Origin of the sequence: Amycolatopsis tolypomycina, from assembly GCF_900105945.1 — a bacterium.
GTDB classification, from domain to species: domain Bacteria; phylum Actinomycetota; class Actinomycetes; order Mycobacteriales; family Pseudonocardiaceae; genus Amycolatopsis; species Amycolatopsis tolypomycina.
The window spans coordinates 849,523-871,639 of sequence record NZ_FNSO01000003.1 but is presented as its reverse complement, the minus strand read 5'-3'; the positions used below and the strand labels follow the sequence as shown (position 1 = coordinate 871,639).

Sequence of the window (22,117 nt, the reverse complement as noted above, 5' to 3'; positions counted from 1 at the left end):
GCCAAGAGCGCTGCCTGAACGGACATGATCTTGACGTGGCGGGGCGGACCATGGCCGTGGCATCGTGATTTGGCCCCGGTTCGGCACCGTTAGCGGGCCCCACCGATCGGGCGAATTCCTGCTCGTGGTGTGCGAGTCGGTGGGTCGAGGAGAGGGTCCTGGGTGGACAGTGCCGGGGAGGGGCCGTCCGCGTGGGAGCCGGGATGGTGTCCAGGGTGGAGTTGTTCGCGCTGATCCGGCGAGATGCCCGGGTGGAAGGCCTGTCTGTCCGGGCGCTGGCTGACCGGCATGGGGTGCATCGCCGGACGGTGCGTCAGGCGCTCGGCTCGGCCGTCCCGCCGCCGCGGAAGACACCAGCCCGGTCCTCGCCGGTGACGGGTCCGCTGCGTGAGGCGATGGACGAGATCCTGCGAGCGGATCTGGACGCGCCGCGCAAGCAGCGGCATACCGCGCACCGGATCTGGGAGCGGCTGGTCGACGAGCACGACGCCGAGATCGCCTACCGCACCGTGTCGAAGTACGTCGCCCGCCGCCGCCCGGAGATCCTGCTGGAAGCCAGAAACCGGGCAGGAGTGATGGACGGATTTGTTCCACAGACGCATCTTCCGGGCCAGGACGCTGAGGTCGACTTCGCCGAGGTCTGGGTCAACGTCGGCGGTGTCGACACCAAGTGCTTCCTCTTCACGCTGCGAATGTCCTTTTCTGGTAAGGCAATTCATCGCGTCTACTCCTCGCAAGGGCAGGAAGCGTTCTTTGCCGGGCATGTCGCAGCGTTCACCGAACTTGGCGGTGTCCCGGCCGGGGAGATCCGTTACGACAACCTGTCCTCGGCGGTCCGGCGGGTCTGCTTCGGACGATCACGAGTGGAAACCGAGAAGTGGGTGCTGTTCAAGTCCGCCTACGGTGTCACCAGTTTCTATTGCATGCCAGGCAAAGAAGGCGCCCACGAGAAGGGTGGTGTCGAAGGCGAAGGCGGGCGGTTCCGGCGACGCTGGTTCGTCCCGGTCCCGAAAATCGCCGACATCTCCGGCCTGGCCGGCATCAACGACCGGCTCGCCGCAGCCGACCATGCGGAGGACGCCCGGCACATCGACCAGCGGACGGCCACGATCGGGCAGGACTTCGCGCTCGAAGCACCGCTGCTGGCGGCGTTGCCGGTCGACGAGTTCGACATCGCGCTGACCACGACACCGCGCGTCGACCGCTACGCCAGGATCACCGTCCGCCAAGCGCTCTACTCAGTTCCCGCGCGGCTGATCGGGCAGACGGTCCGGGCAAAGCTCGACGCGGAGGAACTGGTGGTATTGCACGGATCCGCCGAGGTCGCCCGGCACCCGCGGCTGACCACCAAGGGCGGCCAGCACCTGGTGCTCGATCACTACCTCGAAGTCCTGGCCGGCAAACCGGGTGCGCTGCGCGGGGCGACTGCGTTGGTCCACGCACGGCAGAAGGGCTGGTTCACCGCCACCCACGACGCGTTCTGGGCCGCCGCCCGCGCCAAACACGGCGACCAGGCCGGCACCCGGCTGCTAATCGAGGTTCTGCTGCTGCACCGGCGGATGGCCCACGCGCATGTGATCGCTGGGATCCGCGTCACGCTGGAGGCCGGGTCGGTCTCGCCGGACGTGGTCGCGATCGAGGCCCGCAAACACGCCGCCGCAGCAGGAAGCACCGCCGGCGATGTCGAAGTTGAGCCTCCGGGGCCGCAGCGCAGCCGCAGCAAAGTCGTCTCGCTGCCCGAACGCCGCCGCGACTCCGACCTGCCACCGGACTCCCGCCCCGCCCCGTCGGTCGCCGCCTACGACCAGTTACTCAGCAATACTCCGAAGAAGGGGAACGCGTCATGACCCGCACCACCAGCCGCGGCCGGGACCAGCTCACCGAGGAAGCCGCCGACGCCGCGATCGAGCAGGCCTGCCGGATCCTGCGGCTGCCGACGATCCGCGACCGCTTCGGCGACCAGGCCGCCGCCGCGGCCCGCCAGCAGGCCACCTACAAGAGCTTCCTGTCCGAGCTGCTGTTCATCGAGTGCGAGGACCGCGAGGTCCGCCGCAAGGCCCGCCTGGTCAAGCAGGCCGGTTTCCCGCGCACCAAACGCATCGAGGACTTCGACTTCGCCGCGAACCCGAACGTCCCGCCCGCCCTCGTGCACACCCTCGCCAAGGGCGCCTGGATCCGCGCCGGGCAACCGGTCTGCCTGATCGGCGACTCCGGCACCGGCAAGTCCCACCTGCTGATCGGGCTCGGCACCGCCGCCGCGGAAGCCGGGTTCAAGGTCCGTTATGTCACCGCCGCCGCGCTGGTTAACGAGCTCGTCGAGGCCGCCGACGACAAGCACCTGTCCAAGACCATCGCCCGCTACGGCCGAGTCGACCTGCTTTGCCTCGACGAACTGGGGTATCTCGAGCTCGATCGGCGCGGCGCGGAGCTGCTGTTCCAGGTGTTCACCGAGCGGGAGGAACGCTCCAGCATCGCCATCGCCAGCAACTCGGCGTTCAGCGAGTGGGCTCGCACCTTCACCGACCCGCGGCTCTGCGCCGCGATCGTCGACCGCTTGACGTTCGACGCCTCGATCATCGAGACCGGCACCGAGTCGTTCCGGCTGCGCACCACCAAACGCCGCCGCAGCAGCACCCGGGCCAGCTGAATACCCGGGTCAGAACGGCGCGTCGCGCCAGTCCACCTCGACCGGCCCGGTCGGCGGGACACGGATCGTTCCCGCGTCGATCTCGACCCGGTCGCCGGCGGCGATCTCGGCCGCGAACACGTCCAACGTGTCCTCATCCAGCCGGCAGTCCCACGTCTCGCAGGCGGCCTCCAACTCGCGGCGGACCACCGCGACCGGCCGGCCCGCGAACCCGATGAACACCTCGTCCAGCGCCCACACCAACGTCACCACTGGGCCGGGCTCACGCTCGCTCACCACGCCATCGTGACCAGCCAGCACTCGACTCGACCAGCAGAAACACCCGAACGAGGTGGGGCCAAATCAGAATGCCGCCCCGACGCCAACGGCGGCAGGTGGGGCCACATCAAGATGCCGACCGATCCCGCAACCCAGCCGCCGGGGCCAAATCAGAATGCCGAACCGGGGCCAAATCAACTTGCCGAAATCAGGACCATGGGCTATGACCACTCGGTCTATGTGCCGACCTCGAGTTGCAACCTGTGCCAGGCGCTTGGCTTGTCCAGATCAACCTGGTTCGAAATCGATCTGCGGTTCGCGCACGAGGCACCGCCGACGCACGCCGAACTCGTGCTGGTCGCCCGGCCGCCCAGGATGAGAGCCGGGGCAGGGCAGATCGTGCTGCAACTGCGCAGTCAACAGATCGGCGGTCTCGACTTGTGGCTATGCGGGATTGACCGGAGAGGAGTACTCGGTCCGGTTCAGGTCGACGCCTCCTACCGGCGCCGAGGGTTCGGCACAACACTGGTCGCGGCAGCGTTAGCACGCGGGCCAGGCTATCGGTGGTCGACAACCGCACTGGACCAGTCAGTGGCGGCACGGGCATTTTGCGCGGCCCAGCGCTGGCCGGAGGGTGTGCAGCTAAGCAGTCCGTTTTACTGTTCCCACATGAAGCTCGCCAACGGCGACAACGAGTAGACAGGAACGCGTGTCGTCGGGAGCGGCATCCGTTGATGCTGTAGGCACAATCGTCACGAGCGGACGCTGCAGCTTCGTGACGACCGGCGCTAATTGGTGCGGCCACTGCGCGGTTGATCAGGTGATCGACCGATCTGCGACGTTTGTTGGCGCGGATGCCGGCGGTGAGCTGGCTGAGGGCGGCTTCAGCTCGTCGGTGAGATGCTCGTCCGAGGCAACCGAAGGGTTGGCGATGGATCAGCAGGCCGTGCACGAGCAGTGGGAACAGGACCGCGCGACGTTCCACGAGCTGGTGGCCGCCGCAACGACCGCGGACCTGCACCGCCGGTCGGACGGCACCCGGTGGACCAACCAGCAGCTGTTGTTCCACCTGGTGTTCGGCTACCAGATCGTGCGCGCCCTGCTGGTACTGGTCCGCGTGTTCGGGCGCCTTCCGGACCCGGTGAGCCGCGGGTTCGCCGCGACGCTGAACGCGGCGACCCGGCCGTTCCACGTCATCAACTACCTCGGTTCGTGCGGCGGCGGTCTAATCGGCCCCGACCGAGCGGCCCGCTGGCTCGACCACATCATCGCCTCGCTCCACCGAAGCCTGGACCGCGCCGACGACGCGGACCTAGTGCGCAGAATGCACTACCCGACCCGCTGGGACCCGTTCTTCCAGCCGTGCATGACCCTCGCCGACATCTACCGCTACCCGGCCCGGCATTTCGCCTTCCACCAGCGGCAGCTCACCCTCAGCCGGTGACCGAGCCTGCGAGCTGCCGAACCGTGGCGACGACGAGCCGGGTCGCCGCGACGAGGGTGTGGGTCTCGACGCGGTCGGCCGTTTCGGCCGGAGTTTGGTAGCCGGGAATGCCCATGCCGATCCCGGCCGCGGGCAACCCCGCCGCGGCGTAGCGACGGTTGCCCGAGGCCATGGCCCCGGCGCGCGGTGGAACGCCGGTCTCGCGGCCGGCCTGGTCGAGCGCGGCCAGCAGCGCGTGGGCCGGACCACCGGCTTCGGTGGGAGCGTCGCCGAGCTGGGCGCCGTCGACGTTGATCACCACTGTGTCGGGCGCGACGGTCGGAGCGTGGTGGGCGGAGCCGCGCGCGCCGATTTCCTCGGCGTCGAGGAAACCGACCGCGAGCCCGGCGCCATCGGGCATGGTCGGTGTGCGGATTCGGGCGGCTTCGAGGGCGACGGCGATGCCGGAGGCGTTGTCGGCCGCGGCGGAGCGGGAGTGCAGCTGCAGCGCTTGGGTACGGGCTCGGTCGAGCAGAGCGTCGGCGCAGCACTGGCCGGTGCAGACCTGCGCGCAGGACTCGCAGAAGTCCACCGTTGCGGCGGTGCGGAACAGGCTGAACAGCTCTCGGTTGCTGGTTCTAGTGCGCGGCAAGCAAATTTCCGAAGATGTGCCGTCCGAGCTGTTCGGCTTGGCTGCCGTCGATGAGCTCGCCGGGAATGTGCAGGTGGGCGGCGGCCCAGGATTCGCCGGCGTCGCGGTCGGGGAAGGCGTTGAGGTAGCCACAGCAGTTGTCCGCCGACGGGCCGCCGCCGGCATAGGCGCTGAGGAATACCACGGCAGTTGCCGGGTTCCACGTCGTCCGGCCGCCCGTGACGGACACGGTGATCGGGTGTCCGCCGGTGGGAGCGGTGGTGGTGATGGCGGCGTCGGTGTCGAGCATGGCCGGAATGCCGAGGGCGTCGATCACGCACATCGCCTCGACGGTCGGTCCTCCGGCGAGGTGGACCCGGTGTCTGGTCGGGACGGCCGAGAAGGGATACGCGGCGCGGATGCGGGCGTCGGGGCCGAGGCGGATGGTGTCGCGTTCGTGCAGCTGTCGCAGCACGGCGCTCGCGGAGGTCCCGAACGGTGCCGCGACGTGGTCGAGCGTGGTCGGTCCTGGTGCGGCGCCGGTGGTGGCGAAGCTGCGGAGGATCGTGTGGTGGATAGCCCGCTCGGCCGGGTCGGCCGGAGCGGCGCGGGCACGCCAGTCCTGCAACGACCGCGGCGGTGTCTCGTGGCTGGCAGACGTGCAACACGGTCCGGCGTCGCACGGGGAGCCGCTGCCGGCATGGCCGACCAGTGCGTCGCGCAGGGCAGCGACCGAGGGAGCGCCCGTTACTCGTCCATCGGGGTCGCGGTAGAGGCGGCAGGACAGGCTGGGGCCGCTGCCGGCTTCTGCGAAGGGGTCGGTGCCGTCGATGAGCAGGGTCGGTGATCCGGTCATGCCCGTCGCAGTGGCTGCCTCCAGGTCGGGGATGACCACGGTGCTGACGGCCATCGTCGGGTCGTCGATGGCGGTGTCGAGTGCCTGGTGAAGCCGCTGCTGGAGCAACGAGAGGTTGGGGCAGTCGGGCACGTGCAGAATGTCGATCTTCATCGGGTGGTCCTCATCGCTGCTGGGTCAGTCCGTGGCCATCGTTGACCCTGTACCCGACTACCGAGTCAAGTGCGGGTGTCGCTCGGCCCGCAACTCGACCGCGCGGCGAAGCCGCGGACGACGCCGCGACGCCACTGTCTCGCGGTTGGCCTGTACCCGGGTACAGGGTTGATGATGGGTGGGTGCGAACGAGTGAGGTGGCCCGCCGGGCCGGGGTGAACGTGCAGACGCTGCGCTATTACGAGCGCCGGGGTCTGGTGGCGCAGCCGCCACGCTCGTCGAGCGGCTACCGCGCGTATCCGTCGACGGCGGTGCGGACGATCCGGTTCATCAAGCGGGCTCAGTCGCTGGGTTTCACACTGGATGAGATCGAGGAGCTGCTGGAGCTGGCGGTCGGCGGACCGGAGGGCTGTGACACGGTCCGGGAGATGGCTGGCGACCGGATCGTCGACCTGGACCGCCGCATCGCCGCGCTGACGGGGATGCGGGCGGCGCTGGCCCGGCTGGTGGATACGTGCGAGATGCCGCTTGAGCGGCGGGAGTGCCCGATCTTGCACGAGATCGACCTCGCGCAGCCCGGCGAGGCCCACGTCGGCAGCGAGCTGGACTGAGACCGTCCCGAAGGGCGGTGTGAGCTCCGCCAAGCTTCACGGGGGCCGTGTTCGCCAGGCAGGATGGATGCCGGGCGACCGCACTGCCGGGTGATGGAGTGTTGGTCTGCTCAGATAGGTGGTGAGCGGGCCAGAGTCACGCTGGCCCGCTCACCACGCCGCCGGTAGCCGCGGCGGCTTATTCGTGGGTCAGCACTGGCAGCCGCCGTCCACGGTCATCACGCACACTGCGGGGTCGCCCGCGCCGCCGAGGGTCTCGTCGAGCTCGGCTTCGGTGATCTCCGGAATCACCTGGATCGTCTCCTCCATGTCTGTTCACCTCCCCTGCGAGTAGTTGTGGGTCCCTGGTTCCAGGGAGTCTGAGGCGGCCAGGTCCTCGGCCGGCTGGTCGCTGATGCCGGGGGCGTGTCCGTTGTGCCGGGTGATGTCGAGCTGGGCGGCGACCAGTTCCGCGTAGCTTCCGCCGCGGGCGAGCAGCTCCTGGTGGGTGCCGGTCTCCGCGATGCGGCCTCCGTCGAGGACGATGATCCGGTCGGCGTCGCGGATGGTGCTGAGCCGGTGGGCGACGATGACCTGGCTGCACCGCTGGTCAGCGAGGTTGTCATGCACGTGGCGCTCGGTGCGCGCGTCGAGGTTGCTGGTCGCCTCGTCCAGCAGCAGCACGGCCGGGCGCTGCGCCAGCGCGCGGGCGAGAGCCAGGCGCTGGCGCTGGCCGCCGGAGAGCCCGGCGCCGCGCTGGGAGAGGTGGGTGGCGTAGCCGTTCGGCATGGCCATGATCTCCTCGTGCAGGCACGCCGCCTGGGCCGCGCGTTCGATCTCGGCGCGGGGCATGGCGGGGTCGTGCAAGGCAATGTTTTCCGCGACCGTGCCGCTGAACAGGAACGGGTCCTGCAGCACCACCCCGAACTGCGCCCGCAGCGTCTGCGGGTCGAGGGTGTCGATGGGATGCCCGTCGATGCTGACGACGCCTTCGCTCGGCTGGTACAGGCCGAGCAGCAGCATGCCCAAGGTCGTCTTGCCGGATCCGGTCGAGCCGACGACGGCAATCCGCTGCCCCGGCTCGACGGTGAGGGTGATGTCCTGCAGGACCGGCGGGCTGTAGGGGTCATACCGGAAGCCGACGCCCTCCAGCGCCACCCGCCCGCGCGACCGGAACCCCTCGCCCGGCTGATCGGGGACGGGTTCGGGTGGGGTGTCCAAAACGTCGCCGAGGCGGTGCAGCTGAGCACCGGCCAGCTGCAGGCGCTGACCGTTGGCGGCGACCGAGGCGAGCGGGGTGACGATCGCGGCGGCCAGCCAGGTGACGGCCAGCATGGTGCCGGCGGACAGCGTGCCGGCCGCGACGCGCTGGATGCACAGCCACAGCACCAGCAGCGGGGTCAGGAACCGCAGCGCGGTCGTCGCCGCGTCGATCACCGCGGCGAGGTAGCTGCGGCGCAAGGTGACCGTGATCCACTGGGTGAGCAGCCCGGCGATCCGCGACATCGCCCGGTCCTCGGCGGCCGCGGCCTTGAGGGTGGCGATCCCTTCCAAAAGCTCGACCAGGTAGCCCTGGGCCTCGGACTGGCTGGACAGATCCAGCGCCATGCGTTCGCGGACCCGGCCGGTGGTCGACCACAGCAGCACGACCACGGCCACGATCACCGCCAGGACGGCGAGGCCGATGGTGAGGTCGATGACGAACAGGATGACCAGGTAGGTCAGCACCAGCACGGCGTCGAGCACCGCGGAGAGGGTCTGGCTGGTCATCAGATCCCGCAGCAACGCGATCGTGCCGAAGCGGGTGACGATGTCGCCGGTGCTGCGGTGCTCGAAGTAGCGCAGCGGCAGCCGCAGCAGGTGCGCGGTGAACCCGAGCAGCGCGTGGGTGTCCAGCCGGCCCTGCAACCGGACCAGCAACGCCGACCGCACCAGCCCGGTGACCAGCTGGGCCACGGCGGCGACGGCGATGCCGGCACCGAGCAGCGGGATAAGTGACGAGGCGTCCAGCCGGGCCATATCGTCGACGACGATCTTCGTGGCCAGCGGCATCGCCACGACCAGCAGCTGGGTGAGCACGGTGACCAGCAGCACCTGCGCGAGCAACCGGCCGGTGCCAGGCAGCGCGAGCAGGGCCCGCAGATACCGGCGCCCGAACGGCTCCGAACGCTCGGCGTCCGGAATGAAGCCTTCGCCGCGGCGGACTTGCAGCACCGCCTTGCCCAGGCCGGCGTCGAACTGGGCACGGGGAAGCCGTCGTCGGCCCAGCTGCGGGTCCACCACCCGGGCGCTGCGGGCGGTGAGCCGCTCGACGACCACGAAGTGGTTGCCTTCCCAGTGGGCGATGACCGGCATCTCGACCTGCGCGAGGACGTCGGGAGTCGCGGGATGGCCGCTGGCGGTCATCCCGAGGTGCCGGGCGGCGCGGACCATCGCGCCGGCGCTGATGCCGTCCCGCCCGACCGGGCAGGCCGCCCGCACGTCGTGCAGGGACGCGGAATGCCCGCGGTGGGCGAGCATCATCGACAGGCACGCGACGCCGCACTCGGCGCGGCTGGCCTGCAGCACGACCGGCACCCGCACCCGCCGCCGCGGCGCACGCCCAGCCGCGCGCCGGCGCGGCCGTCGTGCGCCCCCGGCGGGACGGTCGTCGACGGTGGAGCCGGTGCTGGTCACAACCGCATCCCCAGGGTGAGGACGACGATCGCCAGGCCCAGCAGCACGATGGCCAGCCCAGCCCAGGCCCACCGCATGGCCGCGGGCCGCACGGGGCGCGGCAGCAACGACATCTCCGACTCCCGCAGCCACCGCCATCCCTGTTCCCCCAGGACGAGGTCGCGGGCGTGCGGCCGGTTCACAGGGCCTCGTCCGGCTGCTCGACGGCCGGGTCGCGCAACGCGGCGGGAGACAACGGCTGCGGCGCGGCGTCGTCCAGGTTGATCACCAGGCCGAGCGCGCGCATCGCGTCGGTGTTGATCGAGAAGTAGGCCCAGATCCCGCGCTGCTGCCGGTGCACCAGCCCGGAACCCACCAGCAGCTTGAGGTGGTGGCTGATCGTGGACTGGGGCATCCCCATCGCCACCTGCAGGTCGTAGGCACAGACCGCGAACCTGCTGCCCAGCAGCAAGTTCATCAGCTGGACTCGCGTCGGATGCGCCAGCGCTTTGAAGACGCTGGAGAGCTGGGTGGCCTCGTCGTGCGACAGGCGAGGGGTGTTCAGCGGAACGCTGCAGTGCGGCGCGCACTCCACGCTGTCAGCCGCCGCCGGGGCGACGGATTCCGCAGCCGCGGGTCGTGGAGTTTCAGGTTCCGATACGGCGGTCGGCACTCCGTTCCGCATTCCGTGCCCCCCAGATCGACAATCGTCGTTCTACCTGCACATCAACGTTCTTCGATGTGACTGACGGTAGAACGACAACGCCCGTGTGCGCAATCCTCTGTTCGTGCACCGGGCTCGGCACACGGGCAAGGACCACGCACACGGGCGGGCCGGCTGGGATCAGGCGAACTGGGCCTTGTGCCCTTCGTAGAAGGACCGCATCCCGGCGTTGGCGGTGACGGCGGCCTCGATTGCGGCGGTGAGTTCCTCGATCTTGTCGCCGGGCACCGCGGCCAGCAGCCGGTCATCCCCGATGCCGGTGAAGGTCCGCATGCCAATACAGCCCAGCGCCATCTTCGGCTCGTCGGTCGTCACCGCCAGCGGCAGAGCGGTGCAGCCCGGCCGGCCCGACACCGTCCCCGGTGCCGACGCGGTCCAGCTGGCGTTGCCGGTGGCCTCGTTGTAGATCATGGCCTGGGACGGGGTCAGCCACATCAGCACCACATCAGCGGCGACGGGCAACTCGGCCAGCGGACCGTAGACGACGCCGGCACCTTTCTTTGCCATGGCCGGGATCTTGGCGACCTCAGCCATGTCCAGATACTGCGCGTCGCACATCGACTGCACGAGCCCGCCCAGCTGAGCCTGGACATCTTCAGGCATTTCGAAACCCATCACGTGCGATCCGACCGGACAGTTGAAATGCTGTGCGGCGGTGGCGTAGAAGACCCCTTTTTCGGCCTCGCGCCAGAAGGTGCAGCTTGACGGAACCGCGTGATCGGTGGCGGTGACGCCCTCGGGAGGGCTGTCGGCCATCGCCAGCGCGACCGGGGGTTGTTCAAGGCCCAGCAATTCGGTGAGTGTGGTGGCCAGTTCGGGATGACTCACAACGTGTTCCTTCCAGTGCGGGTGATGGATGCGCCCTCATGTCACCGCCGCAAACCCACTGGAAGAATCCCGATCCGTCGTGCCACAACGGCCACGGCGATCGCGTCTCGCGCATCCACCCCGTCATCGCACGCGTCACTGAATTAGGTCCCCCGGTGGTTGTCACGTCGCGACGAGAAACTCGGCACGCACCACTGCCGAGTTTTCTCCTGGCGCCGCAACACTCGACACCCGCCAAGCGAGTGCACTTCGCCGTTCTCGTCACCTCCGGATACTCACCGCAAGTGACAATTCGCCACGAGGTTGCGGCCATTGCGGTGAAACGCTTGCGTCCATTCGCCCTAAGCGTCGGTGCGAGGGTCGGCAGCACCCGGCGAACAGCATGTGCACAGCACCGCGGGCGCCAGCGGGGATACTGTCGGCGGGTCACAGCGAGGATGGCCGACACCCGGAGGCATGCGATGACCGCACAGCCTGCGCACGAGGATGCCACGACGTCTGCGCCACGGTGCTGGTGTTGCGGTGCCGAGCGACGCGATGACGAACTGGTCCATCTCGGCAACCACCCTGAGGTCGCGGTCTGTGTGGGCTGCGCTCGGTGGCTCCATCGGCGCGCCACTCAGCTCGAGGACGCCCAGCACCCCACGATCGCGGGCCGGTGGCGGTCGGTCGTCCACTCCGCCCGCACTTACGTCATCGACAAGGGCTGGCATCAGCGCGGAGTCCTCGGGGTGCTGCTGCGCCGGATCGACCGCCATCTGCCCTAGCCGACCGAAGTCCTTGTCGGTAACACCGCTGCCGGAGTCCTGAAGGAACGGGGCGTCGTGCCGGGCGCGGTGGGCATCAGCGCGGCCGGCGCGGACCGATGGTGCTGACGTTGCGGAGTGCCGCCAGTTCGCCGCGCAGTCCGTGAGCCTCGAGGCTCAGACGCTGGATCTCCGCGGTGGCCAGTGCGAGGTGTTCGCTCAGTTCGCGATTGTGGTGCCGCAGTCGCGCGTTCTGCTGCGCGAGACCGTCCGCGGTGCTACTGCCGTCCGTCCGGCGGAGGTCGTGCTGCGTCGTCGAGGTGTCCTTCATCTGCGCGACAATCTCCGGGAAGTTGCGGCGGAAGGTCGTGTTGGCCAGACCAACCTGCTGCGCGAGCGCGAGGACGGTCGGCGCTCGGGTGGCCTCGATGTCGGCGTGCAAGGCGGCCAGCGCGGCGCGGACGTCCTCGACGGTGGGCAGGCCGGTATGGCGGGTCATGAGGTCTCCGCGGTGTGTCGTGCGAGGTATCCGGTGATGCGGTCACGGCGCTCGGCCAGGCGGTGCCGTAGCAGGGGCGGCAGCGAGCTCGGTGGCTGTAGTTCGTGTGTCAGGTGATCGGCCTCGCGCCGCAGGGCGGCGACGTTGGCGCTGGTGAGCGCGACGTTGGGGCAGTCGAGGGGGCGGCATGCAGACAGTTCGGGTGTCGCCGGTCGCGCGCGGTCGGCCAGGCACAGTGCGGTGTCAGGGTTGAACACGCAGGTGACGTACTCGCCGGGATAGATCGCGGGGTCGTCGCGGTGCAGGATCCGTCGCAGGCGCACCGGGTCGGTCACCACTGTCCCGGCGAACGGCGCGGCGAACCTGCCGAGGCGGCGGCCAGCCTCGACGGCAGCCGGACCGCTCAGGTCCGGGTGGTCGTGATTGGTGGCCAGGTTCAGCAGCACCTCGCCGCGGGCGAGGGCCTGCTCGGCTTCGACCTCGGCGCGGAAACCGGAGTCCGAGGTGCCGGCGTAGCCCTCGAACATGTGGATGCTCAAGTGCCGGTACTGGATGGCACCGGCGATCGAGCCGCCCGGGCGCCGCGCGATGAACCAGGCCAGCGTGCGGCGGAACTGAGCGGTGCGCAGCCGCAACGGCCGGCCGTCAACGTCGGGGATGCCGTCGCCGCGGTCGTGGGCCCGGCAGTAGCGGTTGATCCAGGCGACGAAGTCCCGCATCTGCTGGTTGGTGGTGGCGCCGCTCGGGACCTTCCCGCTCGCGGCACGCGCCTCGGGCGAGTGCGGCGCCGTGGTGACGTCGAGCGTAGCGAAGAGCAGGTCGTCGGACCGGTCGGGTTGCAGCTGCTCGAGAACTTCGACAGCGCGGGCTGCCGGTTCGCCGACGATCCAGGTCGCGGGCGTGCCGCGGGGGTCGCGTTCGCCTTTGAAGGCCACGCTCTGCACACTCCACCGATACGCCGTCCCGTCGGCGGTGCGATGCACGCGCAGGCATCCCCGGCGCAGGTGCTTGATCTCGCCGTCCCTCATGCCGGAGAAGAAGGCGATGACGATGTAGCAGGCGACCAACAGGATCCGGCTGAGCATGGACACCGAGTGCTGCGGATGGCCGACGGGGATGCCGGGCAGCCAGGGCTGTCCGTCGAGGCGGCCGCGGATCGGGACCGGCAGCCGGCTGTCGGACGCGACTCCGACGATCGCGGCAGCGGTGCGCACCGCGTCGGGCCGGTGGCCGTGGTAGAGCGCCGAGACATGACATCCGGCTTGCCAGGCGAGGAACTTCAGGTTGGGTTGGTTTTCGTAGCTGGGCAGCGGTTCGCCGGTGGCGACGTAGTGGTCGAGGATCTGCTGGATCCGGGCGGCGACGCCGGTGTTGTCGCCTCGGCGGTTGATCCGATGTGGACGGCGATAGGCACGCAATGCCTCGGCAGCGCCGACGATGTCGGGGGCGAAGTCCCGCACGAAGCGCAGCGCCCAGCCGATCAGCGGCCCGAGGACCTCCTCGGGAATCCGGGCGGTGGTGTTCTCCCGCCGCTGCGCGGCGGGGACAGCCCAGGAGGCCAGGTCCGCCGGGTCGACGGTGAGACCGTCGGTGAGGCAGTGCCGGAAGCGCCAGAGCATCCGGACCGCGCTGCAGGCCCCGGCCCGCCCCTCGGCGGATACGCCGGAGTCGCGCAGATGTTGCTCGAACGTCGCCAGCCGAGCGGAGGTGAGGTCGGCGAGCCGGACCGGTGCCTGGGTGCCATCGTCCGGCGGCTGCGTGTCGAGCCAGGCCAGAAACCGCGTGAGGTAACCGAAGATGCGCTTCACCGTGCTGGTCGCAGGACGTAACTCGTCTGGCGGGAGCGGTCCGGACAGCAGGGCGTGGCAGAGCTGTTTGGCGATGTCGCGATAGGACGGTGGGACACGGGCGAAATCGAGGCGAACGCGGCCGGCGTGGTGCTGCAGGATCGCCGGTCCGAGTTCCCAGGCCAGGTCCGTGAACCGCGATGTCGTCTCGACGGCGACGCCAGGGCGCAGTGGGCGGCCGGCGAGCACAAACAGGTCATCGGCCGGGGAGCCGAGGGCGCGGGCGGTCGAGGTCACGGGTGCTCCCACGGGTCTTCGACCAGGTCCAGCCACGTCGGTGGGGCGGCGCCGACCCGGGCGTGCTCGACTTCGGCCGGGGTGAACTTCGGCAGGACGTGATGCTGGATCGCGGCCCAGGCTGGTCCGTAGCGTGTCCACCATCGATCGGTCTTCTCGAGGGAGCGGCGCTGGTCCAGCGCGTGACGCAGCGCGAGGATCGCCGGCAGATGCGTGGGGGTGATCACGCAGTTCGCGCAGTGGAAGCAGTCGAGCGCCGACACCCGACGGCAGGCTGTGCCAGTGCTCGGGTGCGCGTGCGGGTCGGTGCAGGCGTTCCACGCCGCTTCAGTCGCCGGGTCGGTATCTGCAGGCGAGTGGGCAGGATGGACGGTCAGCGTTGTGCCGCCGGTGGCGGTCAGAGCGCGCTGGTGTGCCTGCAGCGCGGCGTGCTCGGCGTCGATGAAGGCTTCGGCGGTGACGTCGTGGGCCCAGTCGATCGCCGTGGCGTCGCCACGCAGGTAGTCGGCGAACAGCACCGCTGTGCTGTTGGACCGGGCCGCTGAGGGGAGGTGCCCTCCGGCGGCGCGGGTGCGCCGGACTTCCATGCTGGTGCGCAGCCGCCCGCTCTCGACCTTGAGCGGCTTGGTGCCGTTGTCGGTGCGCAGGTCGTGCAGGGCGCTCCAAGCGGGGAGCTTGAGGCTGGCATCCAGCGTGCGCGCGAACGGGTCGGCGTGTTCTCCGTCAGCTGCCCGGTTGCGCAGGGTGTTGCGCCAGATCGACCAGATCGAGGTCGAGCCGCTGAGAGCCCGGCCGCGGGCCATCAGCCGGTGGGCCAGCAGGTAGAGACCGCCAGGGGTGTGGAGTTCTCGGTGTCGTGGGCCGATTTCCCAGGTGACAGTGTCGTGCCACCGCTGGCGGCCGCGACGGCGTTTGGTCAGCTGCACCTCGACCGCGCGGTCCTCGATGATGCGGTGATCGGCGGGCAGTTCCTTGATCGTCTCGATGTTGCGCTGGGTTACCGCGGCCAACAGAAGCAGCAGCGGTTCGAGATCGGCCCGGGTGACGAAGAGCAGGCCCGCCAGCTCGCGACGGCGCCGCATCTCAGCACTCGCGCCGCCCCTCGATATCCAGACGGGTGTGCCGGTGCCGGCGAGCTGGCGCAGCGCGGCATGCTCGTCGTCGAGCGCGGCGAGCGCGGCGAGCGCGGCGAGGCGGTGTTCACCAGCGTCTATCCGGTCCCGCAGCTGAGCGACGTCCTGGCGCGCCGCGCGCAGGATGCGGGTGAGCTCGCCATCGCTGTAGCCGGAGCGCCCGGCGGTGCGCGGGATGGTGGTGCGGCGGTTGAGCTGATCCAGCACCGCGGGCTCGAGCTCGGCTTGCACCGCCGGTGTGCGAAACAAGCCGCGGAGACGGAGCAGCTCGGCACCGACGGACTGAGCCGAAATCGACCGCCGCTGGTCGGCGAAATAGTTCTCGACCTGGGCCGGCGCCAGGGCCCGTGGATGGTGCGGCGGGTCGGGCAGCTCGGCGAGGGCGCGGATGAACCTGGCCATCGTCGACCACGTCCCCTTAGCTGACGCCGCGGTGCGGCGGCTGCCGCCGGGGCCGATCAAGGCCCGCAGACCGGCAGCGAGGACGGGATGCCAGTCAGGCAAGGGAAGTGCGCTGACGTCGAAGAGGTGCTCGCGTTGGTCCTCACCGACGAACACGACCACCGTGTCGTCCTGGCCGGAGTCGACGGGCATGGACGGTGGCTGGTAGAACGCTGCGCTGGGGAGTTCTGCGCGACGGCCGCGGTGAGTGCGTCCCCGACCGTCACCGGTCACCACGAAGCCTCGTCCTGTCCGGCCATGCCGAGTACCGCGGGCTCGCGGGGGTCCTCCCAGCCGTCCGGCACCAGCGCCGTCCGCGTCTCCATCTCCAGCTCGGCGAGCGCGTGCAGGTAAATCTGGGTGGTCACGACCGACCGGTGCCCCAACCGCCGGCGGACCCAGTCCAGAGGATCCCCGAAGATCCGGGTGTACTGGCCGCGCTGAGCCGCCGTCAGCTCGCCCAGGGCAGCCAGGTGCCCGCGCTGCAACTGTTCAAGGGTGACCACGGCGAAGGAGTGGCGCAGCATGTGCGGGTGACAATGAGCGGCGAGGCCCGCAGCGCGGCAGCGATCGTTGCCCTCAGCGAACACACCTTTCCAACGCGACATCGTGATCGGCCACCCCTGCTCGCCGAGCCACAGCGCAGCCGGTTCGAGACCACATTCGCCCTCGACCAGCAGCCGCCGCCGCTCCCCTGGCCCGAGCCGCGCGACATCCACCGACCGCGCCACCCCGGCGCGAGCCACGACCGGCCGAGCCGGGTCCTCCACGACCAGCGGGCGCCGCACTCGCCAGTACCGGCCATCGGCCTGAGCCTCGGCGACGACCGCCGCACGGTCGATCGTCAAGTACTCGTGCAGATCGCCCAGCACACCACCAGGGACATACACCCAGCGAGCCGAGGCGCCCTTTGCGATCGCCGCCGGCAGCCAGAACCGCCGATACCCGGACGCCGCGCCGCCACCGGGCGGGACTTCGAACGTCGTCAGGGCGGACTGCTCCTGCAGTCGAAGTCCAGTGCGGACCATCAGGTCGCTGAAGAGGGCGTTCCTGGTCGCCCACCGCCCCCGGAATCCTGGCCGTGGCAGACCGTCGGGGCCGTAGCCTCGCAGGCCGACGTCTCGCCACGCCCGGTAGGCCGCCGGCGGGAGCCAGGCCACACGGTCACGGACGCCGTCGTGCGAATACGTCGCAGGACGCTGCTCGTCCAGCGTTCGAGACCCGGCCCAGCCGGCACCCGCAGGCAGCGGACGCCGAGATGTCTGCGGGATGGGGTGCGCCTGGACGTGTCCCGCCTGCAGTGCCCATCGGTAGAACTGGTTGACCGCCGCGACCTCGCGGTCCCACGTCGCACCGGACACCCGCGGCCCCGCCGGGTCCTGGCGCCGCCACACCAGATAGGCCAGATGATCTGCCTCGGAAGCGTCGCGCCAGGACCGGCGTCCGCGCGCAGACCACAGGAAGGACAGGAACGCCGCAAGATCCCGGGCGTAGCCCTGCTGCGTCAGCGGTGCTCGCTGTGCCATGACCGCGGACCGGAAGAAGTCGTTGAGGTCGACGTCGTACCGAAAGGTCGGAGACAGCAAGTACGGCGTGCCGTCGGTCAGCCGCTCCTGCCGCAACCAGTCGACGCGCCCGTCAAGTAGGGCGTTCACGAACGGCGGCTGCTGTGTCACGGTTGGCAGCTCGGTGCGGGTGAGGACAACCCGCCAGACGTCGATGTTCATCGCGCAAGATCATCCGGTCACGACCAGCAGTGCACAACTCTGCGAAACCTGCCGGCGCGTCGAAGCCTGCGACCCGAGTGAACGCCACCTCTCCGAATGGGCCCACCTCGACGTCGCCGTCCAGCACCGGCCGGACGCGGCGCCGCAGCAGGGGCTCGTCCTCGTCGCGCACCCTGCCGCGAGCGACACGGTGATCGACCGGATCGAGCTGCGGCTCGACGGTGCGGTCGTGGGCACGGTGACGTTCACCTGCTGCCCGGCGTGCCGGACGGCCACGCTCGGCTACGTCCATGTCGTTGCCGGGTACCGGCGGCTCGGCTACGGCCGCACGCTCGTTGCCGCAGCCCGCGAGTGCCTACCCGAGTACCGCTGGACCGCGCCGCTTCCCGACGGTGTCGTCGCGCAGGCCTTCCGCGCCCGCATCCCCTACCCGCCGGCCGGGCCGCCGTGCGTGCACCGGATCTCCTCACGTGACCGCTGAATCGGGGCGCCGACCGCGACGGCCTAGCAAGGCCCGGCCGGCGAGTCGACGTACGCAGCCGGCCGACGGCCCTATTGACGTCATCTCCACGACGCTTCTGGGCACCTGAGGACGGCGTCGATCACTATGAGTCGTCGTCGGCCGCGCGAATGTCGGCGAAATCGACCAGCACCAGGCGTAGTTCGGCGACGTGGACGTAGCGCAGTTCCACCGCTCGGTCATGAACCCGAGTGGAAGCCTCGGCGATAGGCCCGTCGATGGTGACCCAGCCGTCCTCGGCTCGCGGGCGGCGCCATCGGCCGAGGTCGATGTTCACGCGACCGATGTAGTCGAAGTACAGGGCGTCGCCGAGCACTTGGTCGAGTGTGGCGATCACCGGTTCGAGATCGGCGATCTCGAACCCGAAGCCGCGTTCGGCCTCGGCTTCTTCGACGTCCAGCTGCGGCAGCTTGACATCGTCCGGCACGGCGAGGTGGGATCTGCGGGCGCGTGTGGTGGGTGCGCTGTCGGCGAGGGCGGTCCGGCGAAGGCAGGTGCGGTCGGTGAACATCTCGACTGCCCAGGCCCCCATGTGCGGGGTCGGTTTCAGCAGCACACCCACGATGTCCCTCGCTACCCGGCCAGCTCGGTCCGTCCTGGCATTCAGTGTGGGGACGGCCGGCCCGGTCGTGGCGCAAACAGGAAGCAACCACCCGAAAGGGCGCAGCACTTCAGACGCAGACGCTCGGGTCAGTCGTAGATTCCCTCGACCGTCCACTGCGGGTTCGGGCCGAGCGTGACGGCCAGGATCAGCGGTCGGTGGCGGTTCGCGGCCGAGTCGGCGAGGACCATCTGCATCCGGGCGACTCCCGGCGGGCTCCCCGCCTGCAGGGTGGGACGGTGCAGCCAGGGACCGGCCCAGCTGATCACCGGCAGCGCAGGCTCACCGTCGACCGCGACCGTCACCGGCAACTCGGTCAGCTCTCCTCGCATCGTGCACTCGACCTCGCGGCCACCGGCGCCGCGCACCGCCGCCGGGACCGGCTGCCGGAAGACGGTCGCGGGGGAGGGCGCGGGCAGCCGCCCGGGCCACGGCGCGTCCGCGGTCGCGGTAGCGCGGGGATCGCCCCAAGGGATGAGGCGGGCGCGCTCGGCCGCGGTGCGGCCGCCATCCAAGAGCGGCGTGAGCACCGCCTCGGGGCCGAGCAGCCCCTGGATCCGCACCATCGCCCGGCCGGCGCGTTCGGCGGCGTCGGCGTCGCGGCCCATCGCGCCCAGCTGCAGCTGCAGCGCCTCACCACCCACCAGCTCCTCCGGCACCAGCCGCAGCCGGACGATCCCCGAGTTCGGCCGGTCGCCCGGGGCAGCGGTGAGCCAGCCTTCGCACTGCCAGCGCACCCGGTCCGCGGTCGCGCGGGCGGTCAGCGGCTCCGCGCACCGCCACAACCGCACCCGCTCCTCGCCCGAGGCGGTCACCGCCACGATCGCCAACCGCGTACACGCCAGGCCGTGGCGGGCCAGGCCAGCGAAGAACCGCTCGCCCAGAGTTTTCGCGATGAACGCGGCCTCGTCGATCCGCTCCAGCGGCGTCTCGAACTCCTCGGTCACCTCCAGCTCCGGCGGCAACGCGCGGCGCAGCGGCGGCCGCTGCGACAACCCCCGAGCCAGCCGGTGCGCGACGATCGCGTCCCGCCCGAAGCGGCCGGCGACGTCCCGCTCCGCGATCACGGCGAACGCGCCCAGCGTCCGCAACCCCAGCCGGGTCAGCAGGCCGACCAGCTCGCCGCGCTCGTCCCCCGGCTGATCCAGCTCAGTGATCGGCAGCGGCGCCAGGAACGGCGCGGAGCCGCCGGGGGCGACGAAAGCGGCGCGGCGGGCGGCCAGCGTCGCGGCGAACAGGCCGTCGGCGATCCCGATCTGGCATTCCACCCCGGCATTCGCCGACACCTCGTCCAGCAGCCGTTCCGCCAGCGTCGCTTCCCCGCCGAAATAGCCGGCCGCCCCGCCGACCGGGACCGCGACGATCCCGGGGCGCACGACCTCGACGCCGACCGCGTGCTGCTCGACCGCAGCGGCAACCGGTTCGAACAGCCGCGCGTCGCGGTCCCGGTCGTGCTGGTGCACTACCAGCTCCGGGCACCGGGACTGGGCGTCGCGGCGCCGCATCCCGCGCCCCACACCGGCGCGGCGCGCTGCCGCGGAGCAGGCCACGACCCGGTTCGCCGAAAACACCGCCGCCGGCGCCAAGGGCGGTGTTCCTACGGCGGCGCCTGCAGCGACGACCGGCCAGTCCGGGCACCACAGCACCAGCAGCCGCGGCGCGTCGCTCACCCAGCCACCTCGACCAGCGGCCGCCGGGCCAGCGGCTCACCGGCGGCGACCACGCCACCGGCGCCTGGCAGCTGCAGCGGAATCGAATGCGGGCGCGTGGCGGCGCCGCGCCCGCGACTGGTGGCGACGACGTCACAGCCTTGCAGGTAGCCGTGGCCGTCGGCGGTGGTGCCGCGCCACGTGTGGCCGGACAGACAAAGTTCGACGTCGGCGCCGGGCCAGGGCCCGGCGGCGAGCAGGACGGCGCCGCGGGTGCGCAGGCGCCCGGCCAGCCGCCGCGCCAGCTGTGGCTGCGCCCCGCGACATACTGTCGGGCCCAGCACGACCAGATCGAAACCGTCAACCAACGCCGAGAGCACCGCTACCAGCTCCGCACCCGGATCCGGGACCAGCGCTATCCGGTCCAGGTCGACACCGAGTTCGGCAGCCGCGACCAGGCCGAGGTCGGGCATCCCGGCGACCGCGGCCCACGACCCGGCCTGAGTCGCCTCGGCCAGCAGCACCAACACCAGCGACGTCGACCCGAGCACCGAGACAGTGCTGCCCCGCCGCAGCCCGCTGCCCGGCAGCAGCACGCCCAACGCTGGCAGCACCGGCAGCGTTTGGGCCGGCCCCGTGGTGTCCGGGCTGGGCCGGTGAAGCTGGGAGGCCGTGCGGACGCCGGCGATCGCGGTGAACTCCGCAAGCGCTTCCGGGACTGCCACTGCCGCTCACCTCCAGCACCACGAGCCCGCACCGGAGACACCCACGCACAACGCCGCGAGCAAACCCGAACACTCATCGAACACCTGTTCGGATGATGCGCTAGTCTCGCCCACCCTGTCAAGCGTCACGCTGGTCAGCGGCGGAATCCGCGCTCCGGGTCGCGGGTGGGAACGTTGCCGAACTCCCCGAACCAGGCCTCGGCGTCGTCGTACGACAGCGGTGCCGGGTGCCAGAGCAAGCCCTCGTAGTCCTTGTCCTGGAACAGGAGGTCCTGCAGGGTGAACCAGTGGAAGTCGAACCGGGAACCGGGATAGGCGGCCACGAAGTCGGTATGCAGTTCGGGCTCGTCCTGCTGACAGCGTTCGGCGTCCTGGATGGCCAGGTCCAGGGCGATCTCCTCAGCGGTACACGCCGGTGTCGGCCGGCGCCCGGCTGTCAGGTCGGCGGCCAGGTCGTCGAAGGCCCGCGCGTAGCGGCGCAAGAACGACGGGTCACGGTCGGCCACGCACGGCGGGATGATGTCGCCCGCGTCCGCGGCCGGCCCGCTACCGGCCAGCGGAGTCTGCTCGGCGATGTCGTAGACCTCGTCGGCCAGCCTGCCCAGCGCGGCGTCCAACGCGGCGGCGGTGCGCGGAGTGATCGCCACCGGCAAGCACACCTCGCAGTCGAAGTCACGGCAGCGGGGGCAGTCCGCGCAATCGTCGCGGCAGATCCCGCACACCTCGCACCGACCAGGGCAGTTCGTCGTCGTGAACAAGGCCGGCCCGGGCTCGCACAAGCCCGGCAGCTCGGCAGCGACCCGCAAATGCTCCTGGGCGGTTCCGGTGGATGCCAGGAGCGGCAGGACCGCGGACACCGCGGCACGCACCTCCTCGGGCACGTCGGCGAGCACGGCATCGAGCTGGCGGGCGGCGGTCTCGCGGTGCTGCAGGCTCCCGTTGAGCGCGTCCGCGAGCACAACGGCCGTGGGGCCCTCGGCAAGCTCGGCGAACAGCTCGGCCACAGCCCCGTCCTCGCCGGCGCGAATGCCCAGCACCCGGTGCCCGGCGTCACTGTGCTCAGGCACAAACCCCAGGTAAGTCGTGTCAACGGCCATCGATGAACCTTCGCCCCAAGTACGTTCCGGTGCACGTTCAGTATCACACCCGCACTCCCTCCGACCGTCCACTGCGGAGGATGAGTCCCTCGACTGGGCAGCGCAGAACCACGAACCGCCAGAGCACGAC

21 protein-coding genes are annotated in these 22,117 nt (G+C 70.5%); 6 read left to right on the top strand and 15 right to left on the bottom strand.

The genetic code is table 11. From position 1 onward, the window contains the following. Positions 1 to 203 precede the first annotated feature (203 nt). On the top strand, positions 204 to 1,847 hold the full coding sequence (gene istA / locus BLW76_RS09865; RefSeq protein WP_091305599.1) for an IS21 family transposase: 1,644 nt from the start codon (positions 204 to 206) through the stop codon (positions 1,845 to 1,847). Then, the gene (gene istB / locus BLW76_RS09860; RefSeq protein ID WP_091305597.1) at positions 1,844 to 2,647 is read left to right on the top strand and encodes an IS21-like element helper ATPase IstB; all 804 of its coding nucleotides are present in this window, start codon (positions 1,844 to 1,846) and stop codon (positions 2,645 to 2,647) included. Before istA ends, istB begins: the two co-directional genes overlap by 4 nt. 9 nt (positions 2,648 to 2,656) lie before the next feature. On the opposite strand, the gene BLW76_RS09855 is transcribed toward istB, so the two are convergent. Continuing rightward, complete coding sequence (locus tag BLW76_RS09855; RefSeq protein WP_244170108.1) at positions 2,657 to 2,923, bottom strand: hypothetical protein; 267 nt, start codon at positions 2,921 to 2,923, stop codon at positions 2,657 to 2,659. Between the two features lie 114 nt (positions 2,924 to 3,037). Between BLW76_RS09855 and BLW76_RS47665 the strand changes: the two genes are divergently transcribed. Continuing rightward, positions 3,038 to 3,604, top strand: coding sequence for a GNAT family N-acetyltransferase (locus tag BLW76_RS47665; RefSeq protein ID WP_143060584.1), 567 nt, complete (start codon positions 3,038 to 3,040; stop codon positions 3,602 to 3,604). Positions 3,605 to 3,836: 232 nt separating this feature from the next. Further along, positions 3,837 to 4,349 (top strand): DinB family protein, encoded by a 513-nt coding sequence (locus BLW76_RS09850; RefSeq protein WP_091305595.1) that lies wholly within the window; start codon positions 3,837 to 3,839, stop codon positions 4,347 to 4,349. On the opposite strand, the gene BLW76_RS09845 is transcribed toward BLW76_RS09850, so the two are convergent. Both BLW76_RS09845 and BLW76_RS09840 read right to left on the bottom strand, forming a co-directional pair. Beyond that, positions 4,339 to 4,980, bottom strand: coding sequence for a M28 family peptidase (locus BLW76_RS09845; protein WP_208613250.1), 642 nt, complete (start codon positions 4,978 to 4,980; stop codon positions 4,339 to 4,341). The genes BLW76_RS09850 and BLW76_RS09845 overlap by 11 nt on opposite strands. Then, entirely contained in the window at positions 4,967 to 5,968 is a 1,002-nt protein-coding gene (locus tag BLW76_RS09840) for an alkylmercury lyase family protein (protein ID WP_091305593.1), read from the bottom strand. The genes BLW76_RS09845 and BLW76_RS09840 overlap by 14 nt, the downstream gene beginning before the upstream one ends. A 182-nt stretch (positions 5,969 to 6,150) precedes the next feature. Here BLW76_RS09840 and BLW76_RS09835 point away from each other — a divergent pair, with 182 nt between their 5' ends. Further along, a complete protein-coding gene (locus tag BLW76_RS09835; RefSeq protein ID WP_091305592.1) occupies positions 6,151 to 6,579 on the top strand; it encodes a MerR family transcriptional regulator in 429 nt (142 codons plus the stop codon). Positions 6,580 to 6,894: 315 nt separating this feature from the next. Here BLW76_RS09835 and BLW76_RS09830 read toward each other — a convergent pair whose 3' ends face one another. The 8 genes from BLW76_RS09830 to BLW76_RS09795 form a co-directional block, all read right to left on the bottom strand. Next, positions 6,895 to 9,234 (bottom strand): peptidase domain-containing ABC transporter, encoded by a 2,340-nt coding sequence (locus BLW76_RS09830; protein ID WP_167384535.1) that lies wholly within the window; start codon positions 9,232 to 9,234, stop codon positions 6,895 to 6,897. Next, positions 9,231 to 9,416: a hypothetical protein gene (locus tag BLW76_RS48390; protein WP_167384534.1), complete on the bottom strand. Its 186-nt coding sequence runs from the start codon at positions 9,414 to 9,416 to the stop codon at positions 9,231 to 9,233. The genes BLW76_RS09830 and BLW76_RS48390 overlap by 4 nt, the downstream gene beginning before the upstream one ends. Further along, entirely contained in the window at positions 9,413 to 9,898 is a 486-nt protein-coding gene (locus BLW76_RS50405; RefSeq protein WP_091305590.1) for an ArsR/SmtB family transcription factor, read from the bottom strand. Before BLW76_RS50405 ends, BLW76_RS48390 begins: the two co-directional genes overlap by 4 nt. A gap of 159 nt (positions 9,899 to 10,057) precedes the next feature. Continuing rightward, positions 10,058 to 10,765: a DUF169 domain-containing protein gene (locus tag BLW76_RS09820; protein WP_091305588.1), complete on the bottom strand. Its 708-nt coding sequence runs from the start codon at positions 10,763 to 10,765 to the stop codon at positions 10,058 to 10,060. 843 nt (positions 10,766 to 11,608) lie between these two features. Continuing rightward, entirely contained in the window at positions 11,609 to 12,010 is a 402-nt protein-coding gene (locus tag BLW76_RS09810) for a hypothetical protein (RefSeq protein ID WP_091305586.1), read from the bottom strand. Continuing rightward, on the bottom strand, positions 12,007 to 14,094 hold the full coding sequence (locus BLW76_RS09805; protein WP_091305584.1) for a site-specific integrase: 2,088 nt from the start codon (positions 14,092 to 14,094) through the stop codon (positions 12,007 to 12,009). The genes BLW76_RS09810 and BLW76_RS09805 overlap by 4 nt, the downstream gene beginning before the upstream one ends. Then, entirely contained in the window at positions 14,091 to 15,821 is a 1,731-nt protein-coding gene (locus BLW76_RS09800) for a hypothetical protein (RefSeq protein WP_091305582.1), read from the bottom strand. Before BLW76_RS09800 ends, BLW76_RS09805 begins: the two co-directional genes overlap by 4 nt. Positions 15,822 to 15,898: 77 nt before the next feature. Beyond that, positions 15,899 to 17,395, bottom strand: a complete 1,497-nt coding sequence (locus BLW76_RS09795) for a tyrosine-type recombinase/integrase (RefSeq protein ID WP_091305580.1) — start codon at positions 17,393 to 17,395, stop codon at positions 15,899 to 15,901. Between BLW76_RS09795 and BLW76_RS47660 the strand changes: the two genes are divergently transcribed. Next, positions 17,364 to 17,876 (top strand): GNAT family N-acetyltransferase, encoded by a 513-nt coding sequence (locus BLW76_RS47660; protein ID WP_143060583.1) that lies wholly within the window; start codon positions 17,364 to 17,366, stop codon positions 17,874 to 17,876. The two genes, BLW76_RS09795 and BLW76_RS47660, sit on opposite strands and share 32 nt — an antisense overlap. 124 nt (positions 17,877 to 18,000) lie before the next feature. On the opposite strand, the gene BLW76_RS09785 is transcribed toward BLW76_RS47660, so the two are convergent. From BLW76_RS09785 to BLW76_RS09770, 4 genes are all read right to left on the bottom strand, one after another. Continuing rightward, positions 18,001 to 18,477, bottom strand: coding sequence for a hypothetical protein (locus BLW76_RS09785; protein WP_143060582.1), 477 nt, complete (start codon positions 18,475 to 18,477; stop codon positions 18,001 to 18,003). 128 nt (positions 18,478 to 18,605) lie between these two features. Beyond that, complete coding sequence (locus BLW76_RS09780) at positions 18,606 to 20,186, bottom strand: DNA polymerase Y family protein (protein ID WP_244170106.1); 1,581 nt, start codon at positions 20,184 to 20,186, stop codon at positions 18,606 to 18,608. Further along, positions 20,183 to 20,890: a molybdopterin-binding domain-containing protein gene (locus tag BLW76_RS09775; protein ID WP_091305575.1), complete on the bottom strand. Its 708-nt coding sequence runs from the start codon at positions 20,888 to 20,890 to the stop codon at positions 20,183 to 20,185. Before BLW76_RS09775 ends, BLW76_RS09780 begins: the two co-directional genes overlap by 4 nt. A 134-nt stretch (positions 20,891 to 21,024) precedes the next feature. Next, positions 21,025 to 21,957, bottom strand: a complete 933-nt coding sequence (locus tag BLW76_RS09770; RefSeq protein WP_143060581.1) for a hypothetical protein — start codon at positions 21,955 to 21,957, stop codon at positions 21,025 to 21,027. Positions 21,958 to 22,117 lie beyond the last annotated feature (160 nt).